The organism is Archangium sp., assembly GCF_045802675.1.
GTDB lineage: Bacteria > Myxococcota > Myxococcia > Myxococcales > Myxococcaceae > Archangium.
In genome coordinates, this window is the sequence record NZ_JBJMQO010000076.1 from 149,292 (window position 1) to 171,672 (window position 22,381).

Sequence of the window (22,381 nt, forward strand, 5' to 3'; positions counted from 1 at the left end):
CCTGGTAGCCTCCGGCCTTTTTGGAGGCAGGCTGGATGGCCGAAGAAAGCGGTGGGTGGGCACCCGAGGCGCTGTCCTGGCAGGGGCTGGCTCCCGGCATGGAGGTGGCCGGCTTCACCGTCGAGGAGCTGCTCGCCTCGGGCAGCTTTGGAACGGTGTACCGGGCGAGTCGGGGAGGACGGCCCTTCGCCCTCAAGCTGGTGGGCATCGAGCCGCGGGGAGACCGGGAAGTCGAAGCCCTGCGGCTGATGCGGCACCCGAATGTGGTGAGCTTCCACGGGTATGGCTTCTGGCCCGAGGAGCAGCCGCGCTTCCTGGTGCTGGCCCTGGAGCTGGTCGAGGGCCGCCCGCTGGACGTGTGGGCGCGGGAGGAGAACCCGTCCGCGCTCGAGCTGGTGATGCAGGTGCTGCTGCCGCTGGCCCTCACGCTGGCGGACGTGCACGAGACGGGAGTCGTGCACCGGGACCTCAAGGAAGCCAACATCATCGTGCGCGAGGCGGACGGGCAGCCGGTGTTGGTGGACTTCGGCGCGGCGGGCCTCGAGGGCGCACGGCGCCTGACGAAGCTGTTGCCCCCGGGCACCCCGGAGTACCGCGCCCCCGAGGCGTGGCGCTTCGCTCGGGAGTGGGAGGGCGAGCCCTATCCCTTCCAGCCGTCGGACGACCTGTGGGCGATGGGCATCGTCACCTACGTGCTGCTGACGCGCACGCTGCCCTTCGGGGACCGGCACGACTCCGGGATGGTGCGCGCGGTGCTCGAGGTGACGCCCCACGCTCCGCATGAGCACAACCCGCGCGTGCCCCTCGCGCTGAGCGAGCTGTGCCTGCGGATGCTGGAGAAGCGGTCCGAGTCCCGGTACGCGGACTCGAAGGAGCTCGCGGCGGCGCTGTCGGAGGCGTGGGCCCGGGCGGACAGGTCCTGGCGCGTGCCGCTGTTCCCCGAGGACAGCCGAGGCAAGCGCCGCGCCGCGCCCGCCGTCGCCAAACGCGAGGCAATCCAGTGGTGGCGGTGGGGGCTGCTGGGGGGCGTGGCGCTCGTGGCACTACTGGAGATGTCATCCCGGTTCACAGGACGTGAGCAGTTGTCTGCCTCCAGCCCGCCGCAGCAGGCCAGTCCTCGCCAGGAATTGGTGCCAACGCACATGACGGGAGAAGTTGGGTCCAGCGCGGGACTTCAGAAGTCACCCACCCCCGCGCCCGTCGCCAGCGCGACGCCCAGCGAGGACCCATCGATGATGAAATTGAAATCCAAGACGCTGAGCACCCTGACCGTCGCCGGTTGTGTGGCCGGCTCCGCCTGTGCAGGGGGCCCGCAGCCGCGTCAGCCTCCCAAGCCGGCGGACTGCCCGCGGGGTTTCGACGAGTCTTACAGGCGGCTTGGGATCAGTCATGATATGAAGTTCCCGATAGATAACATTCCTGATGATGCCAATGTCACTCTAGAGGACATCAAGGAGGTGCGCGAAGTTCCTGTGCGTGAGAGTGTCGTCGTGACCTTCTACATCTGGGGGATCGATAAAGTGTCTCCCTTCCAGAAACTCAAGGGCGCCACCATTTCCGGACGTCTTTTCGGCGGACCTGAGCGAATCTATGGCCGCTTCACCGAGATTCATCTTGCCAATGGAGAGACCCTTCCCGTCTGTATGCAATTGTCGGATTTGTATTGGCCTTCCCGCCAGCTTGGCTCTGAGCCTGGGCCAAGCAGTACGGCCGACAAGCCCACAATCTCTTCCTTTCAGCAGGTCGAAGTCGTGAACCGTTTCCAATAGACCCGATCCGGAAGCAGATAGACTCATGCTCCCTCCGTTCCTGCCGGTCCTGGTGCTTCTTCAAGGCGCTCCCGGGGCGAAGCCACCCTCCACCCCGGCTTGTGAGGACCACCCTCGCATCGAGTTGTCACAGGCGCCCACCACGATGGGGCGGGAAATCTGTGTCAGTCCGGGGAGCATGACAGGCTTCATCTTCGACCTTCCGGCTTCCGTGGAGCTCGAAGACGAGGTGCGCTTCACGCAAGTGCTTCGTAGCCCCAAGAGCATCAGCCTCGTGCCCCCTCGGGACATGGTGCCAGGCGAGCGGCTCCGGCTTACCGCTCGCTTGGGAGCTGGCGAATCACAACAACTCGTCACCTTCATCCTGGTGGCCAACCCGGGGCAGGCGGCCCGGCAGGTGGAGGTGTACCGCGACAGGCGCACTCGGGAATCCTACGAACAGGAAATCGACCAGGAGCGCGCGAAGAACCAGGAGTTGCGCGACGAAAACCAACGCTTGCGGACCCGGCTCCTGGGGTCGGTTGGACTCCGGGGTCTCTACCTGGGGGGCTTGTTGGAGGGCACGGGAGTCAAGGCCAGACGCCTGGGCAAGGACGCATGGGGAGGGCAGAGCTCGACTGGAAACCTCTTCATGAGAGAGGGCGAATGCTATCGGTCCAATAACAGTGTTGCGGTAGGGATCCGATTGCAAAATAAGGGGGCCGAGCCGTGGAGCCTCACGGAGGCGCAGCTCAGGACCAGCTCGGGTGAGGAGTTGGAGGGGCTGAAGCTCGGGCCATCCGAAGCCATCGCACCCCAGGAAGAGGGGCGTGTGCTCGTGGAGCTCGACACGGCTCTTGGCGCGCCACGAGGGGAACTGACGCTGCACTTGTGGGATGCGCGAGGGCGCTACATTCAAATTCCGCATGTCTCGTTCCCGTAGAGCCTGGATTCATGAATGACAAAGGCCCCGTCTCCTCACCGGGAGGCGGGGCCTCGTCATGTCCACCCTGGCGGAAGGCCTCAAGGGTCTGCGCGCCCGCCAATCTCCGGGAAGCGCTCGTAGGCCCGCTTGAGCGCGTCCAGGTGGGCGGGGTTGTCCAGGTCGAGCGGCGCCTCAGTGAGCCTGACCACCCATCCACCCGACGCCGTACGCCGGGCCCGCGCCAGCAGCTCGGCATCGCGCGAGGGGTCCGGAAAGCCGATGGCCTCCGCGGCGGTCGCGGACCAATAGTTGATCCACCCAAGGTACCTGGGAACCTTGGGCGAGCGGATGTTCCATGGGAGCTTGAGCATCGGCAGCCCAAGAGGAGGCCCTTCCGGCCTCCCCAGCTTCGGACCTGTCTGGTCCGCGATGACCAGCCTCAGGGGCCCGGGCGCCATGGTCCCCCACCGGGCACGAACGCCCTCCGCGACGTGCTCCAGCATGTCCGCTGCCGCAGCGACAACCGCCTCATCCTGCGGCAGCTTCGCGTGGACGATAAGCAGCGGCTCGCCCCCCGGACTCGCGATCGCGCTCTCTCGCCGCCCATCCATCGTCACCGGGTAGCTCTCGTCCCCATTGCACAGCAACCCGATCTCGCCGTCTGCGGACGACTCAGCCAGCCACGCCGCGCGCTGCGGAAGCGCGATGGGCCGCCCCGCCTCCGAGAGCCGCCACGCCAACAGCAACCCGGGGAGTGCCCGCTCCATCCCTTCAACGGCCGCGAGCGAGCGCCCGTCGTCACTGGTGAGAGCTGGCGCGAAGACGTGCAGATGTAGGCGAGCCCGAGTGGTCATCGTTTGCACCCTGTGACGACGATATCAAAGCTGTTGTCCTCCTCCAGTAGCGCGGCCTTGTGGGCCTCGCTGATCACCCCGACCTTGAAGGCATACCCACAGGCCAGCGCAATGTCCCTGTATTCAGTGAACGCCTTGGTCTCCTTCTTGACCGTGACCTCCTTGATGAAGTCACTGTACCCGTCGAACTTCTCGGTCTTGATCTCCCACAGCACCCGCACTCCGACCTGAAGCGCGTCGAAGTCCCTGCCATCTACCCGTGCATCCATCCCGGGCCAGCGGTTGGGCGGATACCAGTCGGCGCAGTCGTTGTGGGCCTTGTCACCGCCTGAGTGCAGCACCGGAATGGCCTCGCACTTGCGGTCGCGCTCCCTGTCGGTGGGCTCGGTGGGCTCGGGGGGCAGCGGTGGCGGCCAGTCCTCTCCCGCGGGCTCCGGCTTGGGCCTCCGCTTTTTCTTGGGCTCCTGTGGGACGGGCTTCGTCTCTGCCACGGGCCGCGCTTCCGGCACGGGCCGCATCTCCGGCACCGGCAGCGTAGGCGGGGGCCGCACCTGGGGACGGCCCCTCTTCTCCGCGTAAGTATCCAACGCTTCTTTGATGGCGAAGCCCACCACTACAACGCCCGCCACAACTACCGCTCCCACGACGAGCTCCGGTGCGGCCAGGACGCAGACCCCGAGCCCCACCGCCGCCGCCGCGGCCGACGCCACCGAACACCGCCCCGTGGTGTCCCTGAACCGGACTCGCTCCTGGTCGAGCGCGTGAAAGCACTGCTCCACCAGGATGGGCCATGGCTGCGAGGCCTCCGCGACGATGCACTGCCCCCCGTCCGTCCACGGCAGCGTCGCCGCTCGCCGGAGGTTGGCGACCTCCAGGTCCTCGCCCGGAGCGTCGGACCAGGCCGCTGCCGCCTCCTGAGCCCCGCCGCTGTGCCGCCAGCTGCGCGACGTGCCCGCCAGCGTCCCGCTCATGGGGTAGCCCGCCGCGCACGCCGTCTGCAGCGCAAGCACCCACAGCACAACCGCACGCGAGGCCCACCACGGCCTGCCCCGAGAGCGCCGCCGAGCCTCGAGCTGAGTACCGCCGTACTCACTCGCCCCAGGACCTCGGTACTCCTTCGCCATGACGCGGGCCTTCCCCTCAGGTGGAACAGCCCTGAAGGATAGGCTGCGGCATTGTCAACCATGAAGGGGGGAACCCAGCTCTCAGTCCCGAGAACGGACTCGCCCCCTCTTGATGAGCCTCTCGCCGGCCCACCCGCGTCATGAATTGGGCTTGCCCCGGTTACGCCCGGAAGACAGACCCGAGCACCGACAGCATCTTGTCGAGCACCCTCAGCCGCTCCGGCGGCCAGGTGCGGAGCCGGTGGACGATGCGGCGCAGCTCCGGCGAGGGACTTCCCTCTGGGAAAGCGGAACCCAGCGTGGCCTCGCCCTGGAAGGGGAGCACCCCCAGCAGCACGTCGGACGAGACTCCCAGGGCGAGGCTGAGCCGCCAGACGGTCAGGATGGACGGTATCAGCATCCCCCGTTCGATTCTTCCGTACACCTCGGGCACGAGGTGGAGCTTCTCGGCGAGCTCGACCTGCGTGAGGCCGAGGCGTTCCCGTGCAACACGAGCGACTTGTCCCAGATGCTGCTGGAGTTGTTCGTCCATGGGCCCCATCTACCACGAAGGGTGCGAGGACCCTATCTCCGCGGTAGAGGGTCATCCGTCTCGAAGTGTGGACTCCGAGAGAGTCCCATCCACAAACAAGACGTCGCAGGTCCACCCACTGCGCTCGTCAGTGCTTCGCCTGGGGTGCCGCCGCGGGCCTGGCCGCCGGAGCCGGAGCGGCCGCGGGGGCGGGAGCGGCCACCGAGGCGGGAGCGGCCGTGGTCGCCGAGGCGCGCTTGAGATTGAACACGTTGTGGCCCATCTCCTTGCCGCCGGCCCAGAACGTCCAGTCGGCGAGCAGCGCCGGGCCGTCGAACTTCAGCGCGCCAGCGTGGATGTGGCCATCCTTCGCCGGGTCCAGGTTCGTGCCGCCGACAAAGGCAAACTTCAGCTCATTCGGGGTGGAGGCGGTGGTGTCCAGCTTCATTCGCGGCTGGTTGCCGATGCCGCAGTAGTGCGTCATCACGAGCTCCCCACCGTCGAGGTGGTACATGGAGATCATCTCGTGCGGCGTGCCCGGCATGAGGGTCTCCATGACGACCGTACCGTTGGACGCGAGCCGGTACGTCACGGTCGCGGGGAAGCTCTGCTGGGGCCCATGGCTCGCCTGGCCCTGCCAGTCGCCCGCGAGCGTCTTGAGGCGCTCGAAGGCGGCCTTGGAATCCACCGGGGCAGCGGCGGACGGCTCGGCGGCCAGGGACTGGGCGGCGACGAAGAACGAAGCAACGGCGACGAAACGGTTCATGTGCGGTTCCTTGGGGGCCGCTGCAGGTGGCGGCGGCCCGCAAGGCATATAGCGAAGAGTGGGGAGCCGTATCCAGAGGGGGAGGGGCGTTCGCTCTCCCCGCCGTTCCTCTGCTCTCGCGTTACTTGAGCGGCAGCGACACGTAGGACGGATTGCCCAACGGCGAGGAGAACTTCACCGTGGTGAACGGCGCTGCCTGGTCCGCGTAGAGCGGGTCCACGGTGTCGATGACGAGCGAGAGCCGGTGGCCGCTCGGCACATCGTAGGCCGTGGCCGGGAAGTCCGTGTCCACGGTGTACGCCTGGCCCGCCACCGCTCCTCGGAGCGTGTACGCCACATGCGTCACGAGGCTCCCGGTTCCGTAGTCGTCCGTGTCGTAGAGGTAGGCGATGACCGTCGTCTGTCCGGAGCTGCCGGGCGTCACCGTCAGGTGCAGGTGCGCGGCCCCGCGCAGACGCCGCGCGCTCGTCAGCCCGCCCGACTCCCAGATGCCCGCGTTCATCGAGTCCACCGAGGGAATCCACACCGTCGGGGGCTCGCCCGTGAGCGCCTCGGCGCCATTCGTCAGCAGCACGGCTCCGCCATTGGCGTAGGTGTCGTCACCCGCGGCGATCGTATAGCTCCAGCCCGTCTGTGAGCCCGACAGGAGATCGCCCTCGCCCCACCAGTACACCTGGCCCAGGTAGTAGCGCGCCGTGCTCGTCGAGATGCTGCTCCACGAGGAGTAGGCCTCGTAGCCATCCTGGCCGCGCGGCTGGAGCTGGACGGGCTTCTCCAGGGTGATGCCGGTGTTCACGCCCCGCAGGTACTGATCGAACCAGCGGTGCACGCTGAGCCAGGCGTCATTGGGCAGGCCGAGGATGCCGGTCAGCTCCGGGATGGCGTGGTCGCCCGGGCGGAGCTCGAGCCGCTTGGGCACCGACAGCCGGGTGAAGAAGTCGGTGAGCTGGTTGGGCGCGAACAGGCTGTCACCGTAGGCGTTCGCGATGAGGATGGCGGGGCGGTTGGCGTTGATGCGATCGATGTACGTCGCGGCGCCGCGCACCTGCGCGAAGGCGGCGACCCCGGAGAGGTTCCGGTTGGCGAAGTAGTCCGAGAGCGTCTGTTGCAGCTCCGGCGAGGGCCGCCCCGTCAGGTCGGCGGCGAGCTGCAACAGTCCCGCGGCCTGCAGGTGGCGGGTCTGGTTGGAGAGCAGCGAGTACTGGAGATCGGTCCACGTACTCAGGGCGGCCGCCGCGCGGATGCGCGAGTCAAAGGCGGAGCCGAGCAGGCTGAGCCCCGAGCCATACGAGATGCCCGCCGCGCCAAGGTGTGCCGGGTCCGAGGGGGTATTGGCGAGCAGCCAATTGATGACGTCGGTCACATCGCTGACGTCCTTGGGGCCGGCCGTCTCGATGTATCCGCCCGAGGCATAGAAGCCACGCGGGGTGTACGAGAGCACGACGTACCCGTCATCGGCGAACTGCTGGGCCTGGGCGAGGTACTCGAGGTTGGGCGTGGCCCAACTGGTGATGAAGATGATGGCCGGGTGGAGTCCCGGGGTGTCGGGGGTGAAGACGTTTCCCGTCAGCACCACGCCGTCGCGGGCCATGACGTCGACGGTGCGGAAGGATGATGCGGAAGCGGGGCTGGCACCAAGGCTCAGCCACAGGAACATGGCCGAGATGGCGATTGCACGCAGCCAGGACATGGAGTGTCTCCATCGGGTGGGGGGGTTGGGACCGGCGAGCTCATGACCCGGGCGCAGTGGAGCAAACAAGCCCGGGGGGGATGATAGGTAGCCGAACACACTCGATTGCGGAGGCCGGCCCGGGGAAGCTCCACCCCGTGCCCTCAGGAGCCAAACCCTTGTCCGTCTCTCCACCTGTCCTCGAGCTCGCCGCGCCTCCGTCGCTCGCCAGGGAGTTGCTGCGCGCCGCCGTGGCCCGCCGTCCCGCTCGCCCCGGTGAGGTGCCCCGGCTCGAGGCGCGCGTCCGTCAGCTCACTCCGGACCCGCGGCAGCTCGCGCGCTAACGCGAGGTGTGCGGCTTCCCCGAGGACGGCTACCTGCCGCTGACTTTTCCCCAGGTGCTCGTCACGCCACTCCACCTCGCGGTGCTCAACCGCCCCGAGTTTCCCTACCGGTTGCTCGGGATGATCCACGTGCGCAACCTCATCCGTCAGTACCGGCGGCTGGAGGAGGGTGCCTCGCTCTCCGTGCACGTCTGGGTGGAGGGCCAGCGCGAGGTCCGGCAGGGACGCGAGTTGGATCTGCACACCCTCGTGGAGCAGGACGGAGTGCTCGTGTGGAGCGCCGTCACCACCATGCTGCGCCGTCTGCCTGGAGCCAGCGAGCGCTCGCGCGAGGAGCGGCCCAAGGGCGGCTCGGCCCCTGCTGTCGAGGAGGATCCGCTCTTCGCCCATAGCCGCTCCGAGCCCTGGACGGTGTCCGGGAACACCGGACGGCGCTATGCGAGTGCTTCCGGGGATTACAACCCCATCCACCTGAATGCCCTCACGGCGCGGCCCTTTGGTTTCAAGCGCGCCATCGCGCACGGCATGTGGACGGTGGGCCGCTGCGTGGCGGAGTTGGGCGAGCCCGCGCGTGCGCCCGTGCTCACGCTCGTCTCGGAGTTCCGCCGCCCGCTGCTGCTGCCCTCGCGCGTGGTGTTCCAGACCGCGGCGGAGGCGGGAGGCGTCGCCTATCGTGTGAGGTCCGAGGACGGCCAACCTCATGTCCTGGGCCGGCTGATGCCTGGGGCGGACTGAGGCTCGCGGGCCGGGGTGGTGACAGCAGTCACCAGGGGTGACGGCAGTCACCAGCGCCCCCGGCCCCCAAGGGGTGACTCCTGTCACCGGGGGACGGCCGGAACTGGAGTGCGGACACATGGAATCAAGGACTTGTGAGGGCGGTGGGCGGTGGGCAGCCCTTGGCACATCTCCTGCTCTGGTGTCGGGCATCGCTGCACCCACCGATTCCCGAGGACACCGCCATGAGCGACTACCGCATCAAGTCCGGAGACACCCTGAACAGCATCGCGAGCCGCTACCACACCAGCGTCGACGCGCTGATGAAGTCCAATACGCAGATCAAGGACGCCAACCTCATCTTCGCGGGTGACAAGCTCAACATCCCCGGCAGCAAGGATGAGTTCGTCTCCGCGAAGCCCGGCTCCAAGGGCGTCAACCTCGATGGCGGGGCCTCCGGCTCGAAGGGCGCGCAGGCCAGCGCTCCCGTGGGCGACGTGCCCGCGGGCCAGGTGGGTGATTGGATCAAGGAGGCCCAGAAGGCCCTGAGCGCCGCGGGCGTGCCGGCCGACAAGATGAACCCGCAGGACATCGCCCGCATCATCGAGCACGAGTCCAGCGGCAACCCGAATGCCATCAACCTCTGGGACCAGAACGCCAAGGATGGCCACCCGTCCATCGGCCTGATGCAGACCATCCAGCCGACGTTCGACGCGTACAAGCTCGCGGGCCACGACAACATCCGCAACCCGGTGGACAACATCATCGCGGGCGTGCGCTACGCCGTCGAGCGCTATGGCTCGGTGTCCAACGTGCCCGGCATCCAGGGGCTCGACAAGGGTCAGGGCTACGTCGGCTACTGACGGAGCCTGAAGGAGGCCGCGCGTCCGGGCGCGGCCTGATTCTAAGCCAGATTGGGTAAGTCCTGTCAGGGGGGAGGGTCCGGGCGCGTTTTCCCGCAACTGGTCCGATGGTCGTACCAGTCGGGACGAAGCGCGACCGGAAGGTGCCTCGTTCTTTGCGCCGAGAGCACCCTGACAGGACTTTCCCCACTTGGCTTAGAGCCCGGCCACCTTGGCGGAGCTGGCCACCGAGTAGGCGAAGGCCAGCTCCTGCTGCGAGCGGGGTGGGGCGGCGAGCTCGAAGCGCACGATGCCGTCCTCGCTCACCTTCGCGGGGGCGGGCTTCGTCTGCTCCTGGAGCAGCTTCACCTCCACGGCCTCGACCTCGGAGACGGGCATGCGCTCCTCGAGCACCACCTTCTCCGCCCGGGTGCCGGTGTTGGAGAGGAACAGCTTCACCTGGTGTGTCCGCGTGCGCCTGCCGGTGATGCGCTGCGTGTCCAGCTTCTCGTCCACCAGCCGCGCGATGCGCAGGGTGTCCTCGCTGCCGAAGCCCAGCTTGAGCTTCTCGCCCACGCCCGCGAACTTGAGCTGGGTGCGGCCCACGTAGCCGCTCGAGCGCACCAGCTCCACCGGGCCCGCCAGCAGCACCGCCGGTCCCCGGTTGTCGAAGCGCGCCACCCGGTGCACCAGCGGCGAGTGCTCCGGGTAGCCGATGAGCTCGGACATGGCCGGGGCGGTGAACTGGAACAGCGGCACCCGGTGGGGCGCGCCGTCACTCGGAATGGTGACCCGGTGCGAGGCCTTGAGCGTCAGGGCCTCACCGCCGTCGTCCAGGCCCGGCATGGACTCGGCCTGGGTGGCGCCGCCCTCGCCGGTGGTCTGGATGACCTCCTCACGGATGGACACCTCCACCGTGTGCTTCTCCTGCTCGCTCTTGTCGCGCAGCCGCAGCCAGTCCTCCACCAGCCGCGGTGGCGAGGCACCCAGCGTGGGCCGGGCCGTGGAGAACAGCAGCTCCACGTCCTTCCAGTCCTCCTCGGTGCGCTGCCACACCACGGCCTCGCACTCGAGCGTCACCGCCTCGCCATTCTCCGCCGGAGCGAGCGTGGCGCGGTACGCCGGCCGCCACACGGCGCAGGGCACCAGGTACGTCACGCGCAGCGACACCGTTCCGCCCTGCGGGTGGGACGCCTCCATCTCCGCCGCGGTGATGAGCTCCGGCTCCGGCTGCTCGCTCCGGGCGATGGCCGCCTGGGTCTCGATGATGCGCCGCCGCGTCTCCTCCGCGTGCAGGCGGACCTTCCGGAGGGCCTCCTCGGTGGCGGTGGACTCCTTGCGCACCGTCTCGAGCTGCTCGTGCCAGGACTCCGGCTTCGCGCGGCCGGCGCCCGAGAGCTCGGCGATGGAGCGCAGCACGTCCTCGCGCGCTACGTTCACCACCTCCAGGCGCGACTGCAGCCGGTGCTCGTCCGCCTGGGCGCGCTTCCACTCGGCCTCGAGGTCCTCCACGCGGCGGCGCAGTTGCGTCTTCTGCTCGCGCGCGCCCTCGCGGGGCTTCTCCTTCCAGGTGCGGCTCACGCGGGCCTGCGCCACGGTGCCCCCGGTGAGCTGGGCCTGGAGCGACCGGTCCACCGCGAGCGGCGAGAGTCCCTCCACGCGCAGCCGCTGGGGTCCGGCGGGCAGCACCACGTCTCCTCGGCGCTCCACCAGCGCGCGGTCCTCGAGGACAGTCACCTTGACGACGGGCAGTTGGATGGGGGTGCTCATCATGTCCTCCGGTTGCCGCCCACGAGCATCTTGTTCGAGGGAATCCGTACGGCCCACGTCGCGTTCAACGCCTGCGTCTCACCCGGCTGCAGCGTCACCTTCCAGGCCCGCTCGCCCTCCACGGGCGTCTCTCCGGGCAGCAGCGAGCGCTTGCTCCAGGCGGGCTTCACCTCGCACTCCTCCAGCTTGATGTCCTTCTCCGCCTGGGGCAGGGCGGGCACGCGCTCCAGCACCTCCACCGTGACGCGCTGAGGCGTGCGGTTGGCCAGCTCGACGCTGACGTGGTGGGTGAGCATGTTGGAGCCGCCGAAGACGCCGCTCGAGGCCTCGTCGTAGCGCGTGTTGCGCGACACCTTGATGGACTCCTCGACGCCCAGGCCCAGCCGCTGCGTGGCGCCGGGGGCGAGCGTGGGCAGGGGCGAGGTCATGAGGAACTCGTCGCCGAGCGTGACGTCCACCGGGCCCGCGAGCAGCGCGTGCGGCGTGCGGTTCTCCAGCTTCACGGTGCGGAAGGCGCGCGACTCCATGGAGGGCACGCAGACGTACTCGGCGCTCAGCCCCACCGGGGCGGAGAACACGGGCACGGTGTGCCACACGCCATCCGAGGGCACCTCCGCGCGCGTCTCCACGTCGAAGCGGTAGTCGAAGTGCGGCGTGGACTGGCGCGGCGGCACGCTCCAGGCCGGGAGCGCCATGTGCTGCACGGAGGCCGCCTCGCGCTCGTACTGGGCCACGAACGCGAAGACATCCACGCGCACGTGCACGCCCATCAGCATGAGCAGCTCGCGCGACATGTTCTCGGGCTGGGGCTGCAACCGCCCGCGCTGCGCCGGCTGGTCCGCGCCGCCCAGCTCCAGGTTGCCGTAATCGAGCAGGTCTCCCGCGGGCGCCAGCTCCTCGGGGGGCTCTTCGGGCATGCCTCCGTAGCCACCACCGCCACCCTCGGGCGCTGCTCTCAGGTAGGAATCGTCGAAATCCTCGTCGCGAGGCGCCATCTCCGCCTCGGCGGAGTCCTTCATCATCTCCCGGGAGTCGTCGCTGCCGGCGTCACGGCGCCTGAGCAGGTTCGCGCTCTTCTTCTTGGGGGCAGGCGGCGCGCCGGGAGCGGGGGGCGCGCTTCCTCCGAGGAAGGCGCCCCTGCCCGAGGTCCTCGGGGCGACGGGGGGCGCGGCCAGCACGGGCATGGACTGGGACACGCGCATGGGCATCGCGGCGGCGGGCGGAGGCGGAGGGGCGAACGTGGGCGAGGGGGCCCCGTCCGCGACGGCCATCGGTTCCAGTTGCGGCACGGACTTCGCTGGTGGAGGCATGGCGAACTCGCGCACCGGGGAGCGCTCCAGCTTGCCCTGGGGGCGCTGGGGATTCGGGGGCCGCGCCGTGTCGTAGCCGGCGAACAACTCGTCGAGTCCCGGCGGGGGCTCGCGCCAACCCGAGCGGGCCGGGGCGGGCTGGTGCCGGCCGATGCGCAGGGCCTTGAGCTCGGGCACGTCGGCGCGCCGCTCCAGCTGCGCGGTGGACAGCGACAGCCGCACGTTGCTCCAGTCCTCGCCGGTGCGCTGGATGATGGAGGCGCGCATGCGCAGCGTGCCCCCGTCGAGCGTCTGGGGCAGCCGCAGGTCATAGCCCGGCACCCAGCGGGCGCCGAACACCGCGTACTCGAGCGCGAGCTGCGCGCCCTCGTTCGCCCCGTCCACCTCCGAGAGTGTGATGACGGCCGCCCGGTAGAGCTGCGCGCGCTGGCCTCGCACCGCGGATGAGCCCTCCTGCAACCGGCGCTGGAGCAACTGCACCTCCTCCGCCGTATCGCGCTGCTGTCGCTCCAGCTCCAGCTGGCGGGCCTGCAGCGTGGCGAGCTCCGTGTCGACGAAGCCCGCGAGCGAGAGGATGGCGGTGAGGGATGCCTCGCGCGGCTCGTGGGGCTCGTCCTTCTTGCGCGGAGGGAAGGAGGGCTTGAGCTTCTGGAGGGCGGCGATGTCGCGCTGCACGCGCTCGAGCCCGGCGGTGATGCCGGTGAGCTTCTCCTGGGCCTCCTCCAGGGCGCGCTGCGCGGCGGGGATATCCGCCTCGGGAGGCAGCCGCACGTCGTAGGCGGGACGGAGGTCGCGTACCTGGAGCCCGGCGGGGCCCTTCAGCACGGCGGCCCGGAGCGTGCCGATGCGCAGGCCCAGCGGCAGGCCCTCGATGCGCACCTGCCGGGGAAGCCGCCCGTTGTCGGACGGCACCGCGGCCAGGCGCGTACAGAGCGCGCCCTCGGCATGCAGGGTGACCGCATCCAGCGTGGAAGGAATGACGACCATTGAAGCCCCCTCGGTCGAGACAGCAACCGGGAGGAGGCTAGCCGGGATGGGGGCCCGAGTGCGAGGCCCAGGGCAGCGGGTCGGTCAGGGGTTACGGGAGAGGTTGTCAGAACACCTGGGTGTCACCCGGGAGCGTGCGTTGTTGACGCACTGGTATCACCTCCCTAGGTTGGCCGCCGGAGCAGACCCCGGAGCACACCCGGCGCTTGAGAGGAGTCTCGTGGGTATTCAAAAGCTACAGGTGAAGGGCTTCAGGTCCCTGAAGGATGTGACGTGGGAGCCGGGCTCGCTCAATGTGCTCATTGGCCCCAACGGCTCGGGGAAGTCCAACCTGCTGCGTGCCCTCTCCCTGCTTCAGCACGGCGCACGGGGTGACCTGCCGCAGGAGATCCTCCGCCAGGGGGGAATCACGCAACTCTTGTGGGATGGGCAGGCGCGAGAACTGTGGTGGTTCGTAAGGTCTGAACCGAACAGCCTTCCGAAGGGATTGGAGAGGGGTCCGCTCACGTACGAACTCCAGCTCCAACGACTGGGAGAGACGAGTGCCTACCGTATCGCGCGCGAGATGCTGGAGGGGAAGGCCATCGATGATGCGGAGCGTGCGGTGTTCCTCCTGTCGCGTGTTCCAGGGCAGGTTGTCACCTTGGATGAAGGAGGAGGGGCGCGTACTGCTTCAGCCGAGAGCCTCCTGAACGAGCATGCGCTCCTGTCGACATTCGCTGCCCCATTCGACAACCCGTCCATCGTCGCCTTCCGCGACAGCATGCTGGGGTGGTCCATCTACCACGACCTCCGTGTCGATCAGCAGGCGCCACTCCGTCAGGCAGCAGTGGCGCGTGTGGAGGATCGGATCGCGTCTGATGGGCAGAACCTCATCCCGGTGCTTCACACGCTCTACAGCGGGAATCGGGAGTTCAAGCGGTCGCTGGATTCCGCCATGCGTGCTGCCTTCGGAAGCGACTACGAAGAACTGGTCTTCCCACCAGCAGCGGATCAGCGCGTCCAACTCCGGCTTCGCTGGCGGTCGCTCAAGATGGAGCAGTCCGCGGCGAACCTGTCTGATGGAACGCTTCGTTTCCTCCTGCTCATCGCCATCTTCGCGAGCCCGAATCCGGGGGAGTTGATCGCCGTGGACGAGCCGGAAGCCGGGCTGCATCCCAGCATGCTACCCATTGTCGCCGAGCTCGCCGCGGAGGCCGCGCAGCGGACGCAGGTCATCCTCTCGACGCACTCGGCCGACCTGCTCGATGCGTTCTCGGAGGTGGCCCTGCCCACGACGACGGTGACGAGCATGGTCGAGGGAGAGACGCGCCTCTCCGTTCTTGATGGCGAGGAGTTGCGCCGCTGGACGGAGCAGTATCGCCTGGGAGCGCTCATGCGCTCGGGCGAGCTCGAGGGATTGGTATGAAGTTCGTCCTCTTCGTCGAGGGTCATACCGAGCGTAAGGCTCTCCCTGATTTCCTGAAGCGCTGGCTGGATGCACGGCTCCCTCAGAAGGTGGGCATCAAGGTCGTTCGGTTCGAGGGCTGGAGTCACTATCGTGACGAGATCGCCAAGAAGGTTGCCCTCAACCTGGGAGGCAAGGCGGGGAGCGACGTGATCGCTGGAATTGGATTGCTCGATCTCTACGGGCCCACGTTCTATCCGCCTGACAAGGTGACGGCGACGGAGCGGTACGAGTGGGCCAAGGCCCGGTTCGAGAAGGACGTAGCGCATCCGAACTTCCGGCAGCACTTCGCAGTCCATGAAACAGAGGCTTGGATTCTCGCGGAGCCAAAGCTACTGCCTGGTGCCGTGAGCAAGGCGCTCCCGGGGAAGTGCAACCAGCCGGAGTCGGTGAACTTCAACGAGCCCCCGGCGATGCTCCTGGAGCGTCTGTATAAAGAGAAGCTGGGCAAGTCCTACAAGAAGGTCATCGATGGGGCGAACCTGTTCGCGGACTTGTCTCCCGAGGTGGCGCAGGCGAAGTGCCCGTATCTGAGCCGATTGCTCCAGGACATGCTGGTCCTGGCGCAATCGGCCATGGCGTGAGCGATTACCTCAGCACCCCAAGGGCTTCGAGCTTGTCGAAAAGTTCCTCCCGCCGGGGGCGCGGGGGCGGGTGAGACTCCAGGAAGGACTGGATGGTCCGCACCTCGTCGTACTGGTGGGTGAAGCCGGTGGCCTCCCGGAAGGCGCGCGCGTCCACCACGATGGGGTACTGCAGGTGGTAGAGCGCTCCGGGGGGCATCCGCGGCAACCCGAAGCGGCCGATGAGCTGGCGCAGCACCATCATGGGCAGCGGCACCGGCTGGCGCTGGGCCTGGCGGACGATGACGGACAGGGGCAGCGGCTGGGGGCCGGCCACGTTGAAGACGCCGCGCACGCGCTTCTCCACCGTGAGCGCGATGGCCGCCGCCACGTCGTCCTCGTGCATGAACTGGAAGAGCGGATCATGCCCCGCCACCATGGGCACCCGCCGGCCGCGCAGGAACGTGGCCAGCGTGCCCGACGCCGAGGCCCCCAGCGTGTAGCACACGCGCAGCACCGACGTGGTCAGCTCCGGGTTGCGCCACAGCGCCGTGGAGGCGTACAGGTCCGCGGCCACCAGGTCCGCCAGCTCCGGGAAGGAGGCCAGCTCCTTCGGTGGCTCGTCCTCGGTGTGGTACAGCGCCGAGTCCGGTGCCGCTCCGTAAAAGGTGTGCCGCCCCACGAAGACGGCGTGCTTCACCCCGTAGGCCTGGCAGTGCTCGAACACCACGCGCGTGCCGCCCAGGTTGATGCGGTGGCGCTCCTCGCCCTGCACGCGCAGCGACGTCACCGTGGCCATGTGCACCACCGCCTCGGGCCGCCGCGTGCGGAACACGTCCTCCGCCGGCCGCTTGCGCAGGTCCACCCGGTGCAGCTCGATGTCCGAGGGCGCGTCCTCCCACGGTCTCGTGTCGATGCCCATCACCGTGTGACCGCTGTCCCGCAGCCGCAGCGCCACGCGCTGGGCCACCGCTCCACTGATGCCGAGGATGAGGACCCTCATGGCTCAACGCCCCTCCCAGCGCTCGTGCCGGCGCCGTTCGATGATCTCCGCGATGCGCGCCTTCACCTGCTCCACGTAGCCCTGGATGACCGTGTCGTCCTCGTTGCCCGTGCCCTCGAAATGCATGGGCTCGCCATAGTGGATTTCCAGCGGCACGGGCAGGGGCAGCGGCAGCACGTAGGGCGTGACGGGGACGTACGGCACCCCGAGCACCCGGCCCAGCCGGTAGAGGTTGGCCACCGTGGGGATGGCCGCTCCGCCTCCGAGGAAGCCGAAGGGGATGATGGGCGTGCGCGTCTTGAGCGCCAGGCGCATGAAGCCCGTGCCGAAGTCCACCAGCTCGTAGCGCTGTGGGTAGAGCTTCGCGGTGCCTCGCGCGCCCTCGGGGAAGACCATCAGCAGCCGGTCCTCCTCGAGCAGGCGCACCGCGTGCTCGGGCAGGCCGGGGAACTGGCCGCAGCGGCTCGTCCACGTGGAGGCGATGGGCATGGCGTTGATGAACTTCTCGGCCATGCCCTGCGCCAGCCGCGGGGGCTCCATCTCCAGGAAGCACGAGGTGATGATCATCGCCCCGTCCACCGCCACTCCGCCCGAGTGGTTGCCCACCAGCATGCCCCGTCCTCGCGGAGGGACGTGCTCGATCCCCTGGCACTTCACCCGGAAGTACTGCCGGTAGAAGAAGCTCATCACCTGGAAGACGGTGCTCAGGTGCCACTTGGACACGCCGTACGGGTCCACGCCATACGCGTTGAACGGCAGCTCCAGCCGATCCACGCGCTCCTTCACCGAGTCCGCTGGCTTCACGCCTTCTCCCCCTCCGCTGCCTGGGCGCACCATCGTGTCAGATTCCCCACCCACTCTCCCTCATCTTGTGTTTTCCCTGAAAAGTTAATTTCATTGGGCTAATCCAAGATTCAGGAATATCAGGCCCTCCCGTCATTTTACTGGAATACAGGTTTTGTGAAGAGCGGCACGAGGAGGTCTGTGATGAAGCGGATGAGCCGGTGGTTGGGAGCGTGGGTGGCTCTGGTGCTGGGGATGCTGGCGCTGCCGGGAGCGGCCGTGGCGAAGGGGCCACAGGACGTGAAGGTGGAGCGGCGCGAGTTCCCGGTGCGGCTGTCCGACGGGCAGACCTATACGGTGGTGGGCTACCTCTACTACCAGGGCAGCCTGAAGAACCGCCCGGTGCAGCTCCTCACGCACGGCATCACCTACAACCACGGGTACTGGGACCTGCCGGAGCTCAACGGCGAGGAGTACTCGTACGCGCGCTACATGGCGCGCCAGCACTACGCGGTGCTCGCCCTGGACCTGCCGGGGGAGGGGGAGAGCGACAAGCCCAACGGGGACTTCCTCAACCTGGCCGAGTCGGCGAGCGCCCTGCACCAGGTGGCGCAGCAGCTCCGGGCGAACGCGGAGAAGAACACCTTCGAGACGCTGGTGTACGTGGGGCACTCGAACGGGGCGCTCATCTCCACCGTGGCGCAGGCGCAGTACGGGGATGCGCAGGCGCTGGTGATGACGGGCTGGCTGAACACGGCGCACGCGGTGCCGGTGGACCCGAACGTCCTCGTGGCCTTCCTCCAGCAGGGGCCCTACATCCGCTTCCCCGGGGAGATGCGCGGCGCGCTCTTCTATGACGCGGCGCACGCGGACCCGGCCGTCATCGCCTACGACAACCAGACGGCGGACGCGGTGACGCGCGGCCAGTACCTGGACCTGCTGACGGTGCTGGCCGTGCCGCAGCTCATCCCGGTGGGCGGCATCACCGTGCCGCTGCTGGTGCAGCTCGGCGAGAACGACCTGGTGGCGTCGGCGGCCTACGGGGAGAACGAGGCGAAGGCCTACCCGAATGCGCCGTCGGTGTCGGTGGAGACGCTTCCGGACACCGGGCACGTCGTCAACGCCCACACCACCCGGCTGCGCAGCTGGGAGGGCATCGACGCGTGGCTGCGCCTCACGACGCGGAGGTGAGCTCGCCGAGCAGGCGGACCACTTCCAGCGCGGCGGCCTCTGGGCGCAGGCTGGTGTCGGAGATGCCGGCCACCACGCGGGTGATGTTGTGGTCCACCGCGCCCGGCTTCGCCCAGACGCGAGCCGGGGGCGCGGTGACGTAGGCCGAGTAGCTGTGGTGCCCGGAGCCCGGGCGCTCGCCGATGACGTGGATGAGGGCCCGGGGCGCCTCCGCCGTCGCGTCCCCGAAGAGCAGCTCCCCGGCGCGGTAGCCCGCTCGCACGCGTCCCAGCGAGAGCACGAGGTGCTCGGGCGCCACGCGGTGCCCGGCGGCCTCCAACCGGGCGCGCAGCGAGGTGAGGAAGGGCTTCAGGTGGCCCTCGTCCATGAGCGAGCGCGCGTCCAGCCCATCCGAGATGACGAGCTGCACGTCGTAGCGTCCGGCGTGGCGAGCGCGCAGCGACTCCAGCACGCGCTCGGAGCCGGGCTCGAGCTGCTCGCCCGAGGGCGGGTGGAGGATGTAGTCGCGGCGGGTGGTGGCGCGGGTGCGCAGGCGCACGGCGTCGGGAATGGCAGCCAGGAAGTCCGGCGAGAGCTCGGACCAGAGGCCCGCCTTGGCGTCGTCGTAGAGCTGGCGGAGCTCTCTCGCGAGCGAGGGCTCCAGGTCCCACGGCTTCTCGCCATGGCCCACGGCGAGCGGCACGCCGCGCGAGCGCACCTCGGCCATCTGCCGCGAGGCCTCGGCGAGCACGTCGGCGTCCGGGCGCGTGTCTCCCCTGGCGCGGCGGTACTGGAGGTACACCCAGGCGGGGTCGCCGAAGTGCTCGGTGGGCCGGCCCTGGGCGTCGATGACGCCGAGCCGCTGGAAGAAGGCCCACAGGCGGTCGTCCACCTTGTAGCCGAACTGCTCGCGCAGGCGGACGTGGTCCTGGAACGCCGTGGTCAGGTAGCTGAGCATCGGATCATTCCGGGTGGGCAGCGCCATGAGGTAGCCGGGGTTGGCCGGCATGAGCTGCTCCAGGCACCAGCCCAGGTCATCCAGCGACACGTCCATGTGCAGCGTGGAGCAGACGTCGAGGCCAATCGTCAGGCCGTGCAGCTTGCCCATGACGATGTCCTCGAGGCAGCAGCGCACGAGCTGCTCGCGGGTGCGGAACACCTCGGGGCCGATGAAGCCGGCCACGTCGTTGACGATGACCCAGGGGGCGGGCTCTTGGCCGGCGCGGGCCTGAGCGGCGGCGATGCGCTGCGTGAGGGCGCGCGAGAAGCCATACTTGTGCGCCTCGTGCACCACCATGTCCACGCCGGCGGCATGGCCGTTGGTGGCGTCGGCGCCCTGGCCCGTCTCGAAGTACATGCCCCAGCGCCCGGTGCGCGCCGCGGCGTGCGCCTCCATCTTCTCCAGGGTGACGTCGAAGGTGCGGTTGGCGGCCTCGGTGCTGCCGAGGCTCTGGAACCACACGCCCGTGGTGCCCGGCTGCATCGCCTCCACCACCGCCTGGACATCCACGTGCGCGAGCACGCAGTGCGGCATCACCTCCTGCAGCCCGAACGTCACCAGAATCTCATGCAGCGCGCCCTCCACGGCGGCCACGGACTCGGGCGCCGAGGACACGGGGTTGGTGCCGAGCACCACGTCCCCCACGGCGAAGCTCCAGCCGTTGAAGACCTGCCAGCGGATGTCATCCGGGTGGTCCGTGGGCGAGTTGGGCTGGATGCGAGCGCCCAGGTAGCCCTTCGCGCCCACCTTGCCGCCGGGGAGCGGGTTGAACACCTTGCGGCCCACCGCGGCGAGCTCCTCGTTGCTCATCAGCTTCACCACGCAGCCGATGGCGTCGCTGCTCAGCCCGCCCTGAATCTCGTGGATGTCCGCCTCGCTCGCGCTCAGCAGGAAGGCCTTGAGCCCGCCCAGCGTCCAGCTCGCGGTGCGCGCCTGCGCTTCGTCATCGAGCGCGCCCTCCATGTACGAATAGAGCCGCTCCCTGAGCAGGGGGTACGCGTCCAGGTCGCCCAGGCGCGTGCGCGCGAGCAGCTCCCGGGCGTTGCGGCGGGACACCTCGTCGGCCGCGGCGACGCCGATGGCCACGTCGCCCTCCTTGAGCTCGTTCGCGGCCCCGACAATCCGCTGGTAGAGCCGGGGCTCGAAGGTGCCGCGGACGCGCCGCACGTAGGTGAACACATCCTCGCCGGGGAGGAGGTCGTGAAGGGAGACGCGTTCCGGGGCGCTCGCGTGCGAGCGGGCGGCCTCGGGGCCGGCATCGGAGGGGACGGCAAGGGGGAGCGGCTCGGGGCGCTCCTCACGGGGCTGCGTCAGGCTTTCCGCCATGGCGAACTCACCTCGGGGGCTGAGGCTAGTGCCGCCCCCCATGCGTGTCACGGGGGGCCCGGGAGTGGGGGGTCTCCTGCGTGACGCTGGCGTCCAACGCGGGTGACGAGCCGACAATTTCAGCGGGCGCCGGGGGCCTCGGCGAGCAGGCGCTCCAGGAAGAAGGCCACCACCACCAGCGAGTGGGTGATGGCCCCACTGCGGATGAGCTCCGGGGCCGCCGAGCGCGGGTGCAGCTCCACGGCGATGTCCTCGCCCGCGTCCTGCTTGCCCTCGTGCACCTTCACACAGTCGAGCGCCAGGAAGCTGTGGCAGACGTTGTTCTGGATGGCGGGGTTGGGGTGCACCTTGCCGAGCCCCACCACGCGGCCCGGCACGTACCCCGTCTCCTCCTCCAGCTCGCGCGCGGCGGCGACGGCCGGGTCCTCCCCGGGCTCCACCATGCCGCCGGGAATCTCCAGCGTCGTCTGCTCGGTGCCGAAGCGGTACTGGCGGATGAGCACCAGCTCGTCGTCCTTCGTCACGGCGATGACGTTCACCCAGTCCGTGCAGTCGATGAGGACGCGCGGGTGCTCGTGGCCGGTGCGGGGGTCCGCCACCACGTCCTGGCGCACCTTGAGGACGCGGTAATCGTGCGACAGGCCCTTGCGCAGGCGGGGCCACGGCTTGATGAGGCTCATGGGCTCAGTTCAACAGGGCCGCGCGCTCGCGCAACTCCCGGGCCGTCAATTCGAGCCTGTCTCGGTCCGGCGCGTCCGGCGACAGCTCCATGCAGCGCTCCACGTCCTTGAGGGCCGCCCGGTAGGCCCCCAGGTTGGCGAGCAGGGCCGCCCGCGTGCGCAGCTCGCCCGGATGGTTGGGGGCCAGCATCAGCAGCAGGTCCACCACCGCCAGGCCCCGCTCGAACTCCTCGCGCTCGAGGAACACCCGCCGCAGGTTGGACAGCATCCGGTAGGTGATGAGCTCCACCGGGGCCGGCGCCAGCATGGAGGGGGTGAACTTGAGCTGCGGCGCCACGCGCTCCAGCAGCTCCTTGCAGCCCTCCTCGGTGAGGATTTCGCCGCTATTGAACGGGTCCACCACCAGCTTGTGGTCCCCCGCGCTGCACGCCACGAGGAAATGCCCGGGGAAGGGCACTCCGTAGAGGGGGATGCCGGCGCGCCGGGCCACCTCCAGGTACACCACCGAGAGCGAGATGGGCAGGCCCACCTTCCGCTCCAGCACCAGGTCCAGGAAGCTGTTGTCGGGCGACTGGTAGTCGTCCTCGTTGCCGCGGAAGCCTTCAATATCCGCGAGCACATGACGCAGCGCGGTGAGGCCGGCCATCACCTCGCCGTGGCCCACGTGCCGCTCCATCTCCAGCTGCACCCGGGCCGCCAGGGCGTCCAGGGTGTGCAGGCACGCCGCGGCGTCCAGCTCCGGCCGGTTCAGGGTGGCGATGGCCAGTGCCGCGAGGTCCAACCGCGGGGGATCCGCCGCGAGCGCGGAAAGGAGGCGCTCACGGGCCAGCGGAGGGCTCAAGGTC

20 protein-coding genes are annotated in these 22,381 nt (G+C 69.0%); 8 read left to right on the top strand and 12 right to left on the bottom strand.

The annotated features are described in order from the left end of the window. Positions 1-35 precede the first annotated feature (35 nt). Entirely contained in the window at positions 36-1,769 is a 1,734-nt protein-coding gene (locus tag ACJ8AN_RS20895) for a serine/threonine protein kinase (RefSeq protein ID WP_407757162.1), read from the top strand. A gap of 25 nt (positions 1,770-1,794) precedes the next feature. After that, complete coding sequence (locus ACJ8AN_RS20900; RefSeq protein WP_407757163.1) at positions 1,795-2,691, top strand: DUF2381 family protein; 897 nt, start codon at positions 1,795-1,797, stop codon at positions 2,689-2,691. Between the two features lie 80 nt (positions 2,692-2,771). Here ACJ8AN_RS20900 and ACJ8AN_RS20905 read toward each other — a convergent pair whose 3' ends face one another. From ACJ8AN_RS20905 to ACJ8AN_RS20925, 5 genes are all read right to left on the bottom strand, one after another. After that, positions 2,772-3,527, bottom strand: coding sequence for a DUF5953 family protein (locus ACJ8AN_RS20905; protein ID WP_407757164.1), 756 nt, complete (start codon positions 3,525-3,527; stop codon positions 2,772-2,774). Then, positions 3,524-4,537 carry a DUF6310 domain-containing protein gene (locus ACJ8AN_RS20910; protein ID WP_407757165.1) on the bottom strand — a complete coding sequence of 338 codons (1,014 nt, stop codon included), beginning with the start codon at positions 4,535-4,537 and terminating at the stop codon, positions 3,524-3,526. The genes ACJ8AN_RS20905 and ACJ8AN_RS20910 overlap by 4 nt, the downstream gene beginning before the upstream one ends. A 274-nt stretch (positions 4,538-4,811) precedes the next feature. Then, positions 4,812-5,183 (bottom strand): multiprotein-bridging factor 1 family protein, encoded by a 372-nt coding sequence (locus ACJ8AN_RS20915; protein WP_407757166.1) that lies wholly within the window; start codon positions 5,181-5,183, stop codon positions 4,812-4,814. Positions 5,184-5,310: 127 nt separating this feature from the next. Next, positions 5,311-5,928: a hypothetical protein gene (locus ACJ8AN_RS20920; RefSeq protein WP_407757167.1), complete on the bottom strand. Its 618-nt coding sequence runs from the start codon at positions 5,926-5,928 to the stop codon at positions 5,311-5,313. A 121-nt stretch (positions 5,929-6,049) separates the two neighbouring features. Then, positions 6,050-7,618, bottom strand: a complete 1,569-nt coding sequence (locus ACJ8AN_RS20925) for a CocE/NonD family hydrolase (RefSeq protein WP_407757168.1) — start codon at positions 7,616-7,618, stop codon at positions 6,050-6,052. A gap of 158 nt (positions 7,619-7,776) precedes the next feature. Here ACJ8AN_RS20925 and ACJ8AN_RS20930 point away from each other — a divergent pair, with 158 nt between their 5' ends. The 3 genes from ACJ8AN_RS20930 (at position 7,777) to ACJ8AN_RS20940 (ending at position 9,518) form a co-directional block, all read left to right on the top strand. After that, positions 7,777-7,941 (top strand): hypothetical protein, encoded by a 165-nt coding sequence (locus ACJ8AN_RS20930; protein ID WP_407757169.1) that lies wholly within the window; start codon positions 7,777-7,779, stop codon positions 7,939-7,941. Positions 7,942-7,947: 6 nt separating this feature from the next. Continuing rightward, positions 7,948-8,676, top strand: coding sequence for a MaoC/PaaZ C-terminal domain-containing protein (locus tag ACJ8AN_RS20935; protein WP_407757170.1), 729 nt, complete (start codon positions 7,948-7,950; stop codon positions 8,674-8,676). 224 nt (positions 8,677-8,900) lie between these two features. Continuing rightward, positions 8,901-9,518 carry a LysM peptidoglycan-binding domain-containing protein gene (locus ACJ8AN_RS20940; protein WP_407757171.1) on the top strand — a complete coding sequence of 206 codons (618 nt, stop codon included), beginning with the start codon at positions 8,901-8,903 and terminating at the stop codon, positions 9,516-9,518. Between the two features lie 195 nt (positions 9,519-9,713). Here the strand turns inward: ACJ8AN_RS20940 and ACJ8AN_RS20945 are convergent, their stop codons facing one another. Both ACJ8AN_RS20945 and ACJ8AN_RS20950 read right to left on the bottom strand, forming a co-directional pair. Further along, positions 9,714-11,267 (bottom strand): mucoidy inhibitor MuiA family protein, encoded by a 1,554-nt coding sequence (locus ACJ8AN_RS20945; RefSeq protein ID WP_407757172.1) that lies wholly within the window; start codon positions 11,265-11,267, stop codon positions 9,714-9,716. Further along, entirely contained in the window at positions 11,267-13,564 is a 2,298-nt protein-coding gene (locus ACJ8AN_RS20950) for a DUF4139 domain-containing protein (protein ID WP_407757173.1), read from the bottom strand. The genes ACJ8AN_RS20945 and ACJ8AN_RS20950 overlap by 1 nt, the downstream gene beginning before the upstream one ends. A gap of 220 nt (positions 13,565-13,784) precedes the next feature. Here ACJ8AN_RS20950 and ACJ8AN_RS20955 point away from each other — a divergent pair, with 220 nt between their 5' ends. Together ACJ8AN_RS20955 and ACJ8AN_RS20960 are read left to right on the top strand one after the other, a co-directional pair. Then, positions 13,785-14,972, top strand: coding sequence for an AAA family ATPase (locus ACJ8AN_RS20955; RefSeq protein ID WP_407757174.1), 1,188 nt, complete (start codon positions 13,785-13,787; stop codon positions 14,970-14,972). After that, a complete protein-coding gene (locus ACJ8AN_RS20960) occupies positions 14,969-15,595 on the top strand; it encodes a DUF4276 family protein (protein ID WP_407757175.1) in 627 nt (208 codons plus the stop codon). Before ACJ8AN_RS20955 ends, ACJ8AN_RS20960 begins: the two co-directional genes overlap by 4 nt. Before the next feature lie 4 nt (positions 15,596-15,599). On the opposite strand, the gene ACJ8AN_RS20965 is transcribed toward ACJ8AN_RS20960, so the two are convergent. Together ACJ8AN_RS20965 and ACJ8AN_RS20970 are read right to left on the bottom strand one after the other, a co-directional pair. After that, complete coding sequence (locus ACJ8AN_RS20965) at positions 15,600-16,577, bottom strand: SDR family oxidoreductase (RefSeq protein ID WP_407757176.1); 978 nt, start codon at positions 16,575-16,577, stop codon at positions 15,600-15,602. Between the two features lie 3 nt (positions 16,578-16,580). After that, complete coding sequence (locus ACJ8AN_RS20970; RefSeq protein ID WP_407757177.1) at positions 16,581-17,381, bottom strand: lysophospholipid acyltransferase family protein; 801 nt, start codon at positions 17,379-17,381, stop codon at positions 16,581-16,583. A gap of 183 nt (positions 17,382-17,564) precedes the next feature. Between ACJ8AN_RS20970 and ACJ8AN_RS20975 the strand changes: the two genes are divergently transcribed. Then, the gene (locus ACJ8AN_RS20975) at positions 17,565-18,551 is read left to right on the top strand and encodes an alpha/beta hydrolase (RefSeq protein WP_407757178.1); all 987 of its coding nucleotides are present in this window, start codon (positions 17,565-17,567) and stop codon (positions 18,549-18,551) included. Here ACJ8AN_RS20975 and eutB read toward each other — a convergent pair. From eutB to ACJ8AN_RS20990, 3 genes are all read right to left on the bottom strand, one after another. Continuing rightward, the gene (gene eutB, locus ACJ8AN_RS20980; RefSeq protein ID WP_407757179.1) at positions 18,535-20,856 is read right to left on the bottom strand and encodes an ethanolamine ammonia-lyase subunit EutB; all 2,322 of its coding nucleotides are present in this window, start codon (positions 20,854-20,856) and stop codon (positions 18,535-18,537) included. The genes ACJ8AN_RS20975 and eutB overlap by 17 nt on opposite strands. A 119-nt stretch (positions 20,857-20,975) precedes the next feature. Beyond that, positions 20,976-21,536, bottom strand: coding sequence for an NUDIX hydrolase (locus ACJ8AN_RS20985; protein WP_407757180.1), 561 nt, complete (start codon positions 21,534-21,536; stop codon positions 20,976-20,978). A gap of 4 nt (positions 21,537-21,540) precedes the next feature. Further along, entirely contained in the window at positions 21,541-22,365 is an 825-nt protein-coding gene (locus tag ACJ8AN_RS20990; protein WP_407757236.1) for a SirB1 family protein, read from the bottom strand. Between the last annotated feature and the right edge of the window lie 16 nt (positions 22,366-22,381).

Bases quoted from the DNA above. Each gene is read 5' to 3' on its own strand.
- ACJ8AN_RS20895 (WP_407757162.1), top strand. From the start codon at position 36: ATGGCCGAAGAAAGCGGTGGGTGGGCACCCGAGGCGCTGTCCTGGCAG.
- ACJ8AN_RS20900 (WP_407757163.1), top strand. From the start codon at position 1,795: ATGCTCCCTCCGTTCCTGCCGGTCCTGGTGCTTCTTCAAGGCGCTCCC.
- ACJ8AN_RS20905 (WP_407757164.1), bottom strand. From the start codon at position 3,527: ATGACCACTCGGGCTCGCCTACATCTGCACGTCTTCGCGCCAGCTCTC.
- ACJ8AN_RS20915 (WP_407757166.1), bottom strand. From the start codon at position 5,183: ATGGACGAACAACTCCAGCAGCATCTGGGACAAGTCGCTCGTGTTGCA.
- ACJ8AN_RS20920 (WP_407757167.1), bottom strand. From the start codon at position 5,928: ATGAACCGTTTCGTCGCCGTTGCTTCGTTCTTCGTCGCCGCCCAGTCC.
- ACJ8AN_RS20925 (WP_407757168.1), bottom strand. From the start codon at position 7,618: ATGTCCTGGCTGCGTGCAATCGCCATCTCGGCCATGTTCCTGTGGCTG.
- ACJ8AN_RS20940 (WP_407757171.1), top strand. From the start codon at position 8,901: ATGAGCGACTACCGCATCAAGTCCGGAGACACCCTGAACAGCATCGCG.
- ACJ8AN_RS20945 (WP_407757172.1), bottom strand. From the start codon at position 11,267: ATGAGCACCCCCATCCAACTGCCCGTCGTCAAGGTGACTGTCCTCGAG.
- ACJ8AN_RS20950 (WP_407757173.1), bottom strand. From the start codon at position 13,564: ATGGTCGTCATTCCTTCCACGCTGGATGCGGTCACCCTGCATGCCGAG.
- ACJ8AN_RS20960 (WP_407757175.1), top strand. From the start codon at position 14,969: ATGAAGTTCGTCCTCTTCGTCGAGGGTCATACCGAGCGTAAGGCTCTC.
- ACJ8AN_RS20965 (WP_407757176.1), bottom strand. From the start codon at position 16,577: ATGAGGGTCCTCATCCTCGGCATCAGTGGAGCGGTGGCCCAGCGCGTG.
- ACJ8AN_RS20975 (WP_407757178.1), top strand. From the start codon at position 17,565: ATGAAGCGGATGAGCCGGTGGTTGGGAGCGTGGGTGGCTCTGGTGCTG.
- eutB (WP_407757179.1), bottom strand. From the start codon at position 20,856: ATGGCGGAAAGCCTGACGCAGCCCCGTGAGGAGCGCCCCGAGCCGCTC.
- ACJ8AN_RS20985 (WP_407757180.1), bottom strand. From the start codon at position 21,536: ATGAGCCTCATCAAGCCGTGGCCCCGCCTGCGCAAGGGCCTGTCGCAC.